The organism is Hydrogenophaga sp. (assembly GCF_035481345.1).
GTDB lineage: Bacteria > Pseudomonadota > Gammaproteobacteria > Burkholderiales > Burkholderiaceae_C > Hydrogenophaga.
In genome coordinates, this window is the sequence record NZ_DATIGV010000088.1 from 1 (window position 1) to 4,013 (window position 4,013).

At 70.0% G+C, this 4,013-nt stretch carries 2 protein-coding genes; both read left to right on the top strand.

Annotation, left to right across the window (positions count from 1 at the left end; translation table 11 throughout):
- Window positions 1-170 precede the first annotated feature (170 nt).
- Entirely contained in the window at window positions 171-1,421 is a 1,251-nt protein-coding gene (locus VLG41_RS09580) for a M20 family metallopeptidase (protein ID WP_325349165.1), read from the top strand.
- Between the two features lie 73 nt (window positions 1,422-1,494).
- Window positions 1,495-3,771, top strand: a complete 2,277-nt coding sequence (locus VLG41_RS09585; protein ID WP_325349166.1) for an NADP-dependent malic enzyme — start codon at window positions 1,495-1,497, stop codon at window positions 3,769-3,771.
- Window positions 3,772-4,013: the final 242 nt, after the last annotated feature.

The following is a 4,013-nucleotide window of genomic DNA, read 5'->3' on the forward strand; positions in this document are numbered from 1 at the left end:
GCCGGGCACGACGCGATGAAACTGCACGAGGTGATGCCGCAGGCCATGCTGTTCGTGCGGGGCGGCAACTCGGGCATCAGCCACAACCCGCTGGAAACCATCACCGCCGACGACGCGCAGCTGTGCGTCGACGCCTTCAGCCAGTTGCTCGAACAACTGGCGGACCACCCATGACCGACCGCTACCCACAGATCGACACCTGGATCGACCGCCACTTCGACGAGGAAGTCCGCTTCCTGCAGGAACTGGTGCGCGTGCCCACCGACACGCCGCCCGGCAACAACGCCCCCCACGCCGAGCGCACCGCCGAGCTGCTGGCCGCCATGGGCTACACCGCCGAGCGGCACGCCGTGCCCGAGGCCGAGGTGCAGGCCGCCGGCCTGCAGAGCATCACCAACCTCATCGTGCGCCGCCGCTTCGCCGACGGCGGCCCGGTGATCGCGCTCAACGCCCACGGCGACGTGGTGCCGCCCGGCGAGGGCTGGACGCACGACCCCTACGGCGGCGAGATCGCCGATGGCGCCATGTATGGCCGCGCCACCGCCGTGAGCAAGAGCGACTTCTCCAGCTTCACCTTCGCGCTGCGCGCGCTCGAATCGCTGAAGGCGCCGCTCAAGGGCGGCGTCGAACTGCACTTCACCTACGACGAGGAGTTCGGCGGCGAACTGGGCCCGGGGTGGTTGCTCGCCAAGGGCCTGACGAAACCGGACCTGATGATCGCCGCCGGCTTCAGCTACCAGGTGGTGGTGGCCCACAACGGCTGCCTGCAGCTCGAAGTGACGGTGCAGGGCGACATGGCGCACGCCGCCATCCCCGACAGCGGCACCGACGCGCTGCAGGGCGCCACGCACATCCTCAACGCCCTGTACGCGCTCAACCGCGACTACCTCCAGGTGCGCTCCACCGTCGAGGGCATCACCCACCCCTACCTCAACGTCGGGCTCATCAGCGGCGGGACCAACACCAACGTCATCCCCGGCAAGGTCGTGCTCAAGCTCGACCGCCGCATGATCCCCGAGGAAGACCCGGCGCAGGTGGAGGCCGCGCTGCGCGAGACCATCGCGAAGGCCGCCGCCAGCTTCAACCCGCCGCGCGGCGGCAAGGCGCTGCGCGTGGACGTGAAACGCATGCTGCTGGCCCGCGCCATGCAACCGCTGGCGGGCAACGCCGCCCTGGTGAAGGCCCTGCAAACGAACGGCGAAGCGGTGTTCGGCGAGCCCATCCCCGCCGTCGGCACGCCGCTCTACACCGACGTGCGCCTGTATGTCGAACGCGGCATTCCCGGCGTCATCTACGGGGCCGGCCCGCGCACCGTGCGCGAGTCCAACGCCAAACGCGCCGACGAGCACGTGCGCCTGGACGACCTGCGCCGCGCCACCAAGGTCATTGCGCGCACCCTGCACGATCTGCTGCGCGCCTGATACCCTGGCGTGGGCCGGTCGCAGGCGCTGCCACAATGCCGGCCCCGTCACCGCAGACAACGAGGAGACCGCCATGACGCCCGCCGAACAGGCCTTGCGCGACGCCGCGCTCGAATACCACCGCAGCCCCCGCCAGGGCAAGATCACCGTCGCGCCGACCAAGCCGCTGTCCAACCAGCGCGACCTGTCGCTGGCCTACTCCCCCGGCGTGGCCTACCCCTGCCTGGAGATCCAGGCCGACCCGAACAAGGCCGCCGACTACACCAGCCGCGGCAACCTGGTGGGCGTGGTCACCAACGGCACCGCCGTGCTGGGCCTGGGCGACATCGGCCCGCTCGCGGGCAAGCCGGTGATGGAGGGCAAGGGCTGCCTGTTCAAGAAGTTCGCCGGCATCGACGTCTTCGACATCGAACTCGCCGAGAAGGACCCGGACAAGCTGGTGGACATCATCGCCGCGCTGGAGCCCACGCTCGGCGGCATCAACCTCGAGGACATCAAGGCCCCCGAGTGCTTCACCATCGAGAAGCAACTGCGCGAGCGGCTGAACATTCCCGTCTTCCACGACGACCAGCACGGCACCGCCATCATCAGCGCGGCCGCCCTGCTCAACGGCCTGGAGCTCGTGGGCAAGGCCATCGGCGAGGTGACGGTGGCCGTCTCCGGCGCTGGTGCGGCGGCCATTGCCTGCCTGGACGTGATGGTCGGCCTGGGCGTCTCGCGCCACCGCATCTTCGTCTGCGACTCCAAGGGCGTGCTGTACCAGGGCCGCCCCGGCGGCATGGACGAGTCCAAGCAGCGCTACGCGCAGGCCACCGACAAACGCACCCTGGCCGATGCCGTGAACGGCGCCGACGTCTTCCTGGGCTGCTCGGCCCCCGGCGTGATGACGGCCGAGATGGTCAAGACCATGGCCGCCCAGCCCATCATCCTGGCCCTGGCCAACCCCGAGCCCGAGATCCGCCCCGAACTCGCCAAGGCCGTGCGGCCCGACTGCATCATCGCCACCGGCCGCAGCGACTACCCGAACCAGGTCAACAACGTCCTGTGTTTCCCCTACATCTTCCGCGGCGCCCTCGACTGCGGCGCCACGCGCATCACCGAAGAGATGAAACTGGCCTGTGTGCGCCAGATCGCCGACCTGGTGAAGAGCGAAACCAGTGAAGAGGTGGCCAACGCCTACGCCGGCCAGGAGCTCAGCTTCGGCCCCGAGTACCTCATCCCCAAGCCCTTCGACTCGCGCCTGATCCTGCGCATCGCGCCCGCCGTGGCGCAGGCGGCGGCCGACTCCGGCGTGGCCACGCGGCCCATCGCCGACATGGACGCCTACCGCCAGCAGCTCGGCCGCTTCGTCTACCAGACCGGCATCCTCATGCAGCCGGTCTTCAGCGCGGCCAAGGCCCAGGCCAAGAAGCAGCGCGTGGCCTACGCCGATGGCGAGGACGAGCGCGCGCTGCGCGCCGCGCAGATGGCCATCGACGACGGCCTGGCCCACCCCATCCTCATCGGCCGCCCGGCCGTCATCGAGGCGCGCATCGCCAAGGCCGGCCTGCGCATGCGCCTGGGCACCGACGTGGAGAACGTCAACCCCGAGGACGACCCGCGCTTTCGCCAGTACTGGGAGCACTACCACCACCTGCTGGGCCGCCACGGCGCCACGCCCGAAGTCGCCAAGGCCGCGGTGCGGCGCTCCAACACCATCATCGGCTCGCTCATGATCTCGCTCGGCGATGCCGACGCCCTCATCTGCGGCCTGGTGGGCAGCTACATGACGCACCTGGAGCGCATCGACAGCATCCTGGGCCGCCGCGCGGGCGCCAACCTCTACGCCGCCGTCAATGCCCTCATGACCGACCGCGGCCCGCTGTTCATCGCCGACACCTACGTCAACGAGGACCCCAGCGCCGAGGAACTCGCCGAGATCGCCGGCATGGCCGCGCAGACGGTGCAGCGCTTCGGCCACCAGCCGCGCGTGGCCTTCCTCTCGCACTCCAGCTACGGCTCCAGCAAGCGCCCCTCGGCGCGCAAGATGGCGCGCGCCCGCGACATCTTCGTCACCACGCACCCCGGCATCGAATGCGATGGCGAGCTGCACGGCGACGCCGCCCTGCAGCCCGAGATCCGCAGCGCCTACCTGGCCGAGGGCACGCTCACCGGCGCGGCCAACCTGCTCATCTGCCCCAACCTGGACGCGGCCAACATCCTCTACAACGTGATGAAGACCACCGCCAGCGGCGGCGTCACCGTGGGCCCGGTGCTCATGGGCGCCAAGGGCACGGTGCACATCCTCACGCCCGCGGCCACCGTGCGCCGCGTGCTCAACATGACGGCGCTGGCGGCGGCCCAGGCCTGATTCCACGGCAGCCCCGGGTTCCTCTCGGGGCGCGCCGCACCACTTCAGGGCCACAATGCGCCCCACGTCGGTGCCAGCACCGCCGTGGGGCGCGCCTTTTTCAGGGTATGTCAGGATGACCCGACCCGGCCGCGCGCGGAGAATGTGTATACAGATTTCGTGTGCAAAAGGCCTCGTGGCCAACGCGCCGCCGCCCGCCCGCCACGGCGCCACACTGGCACCGATGTTGCTATCCCTTCCTC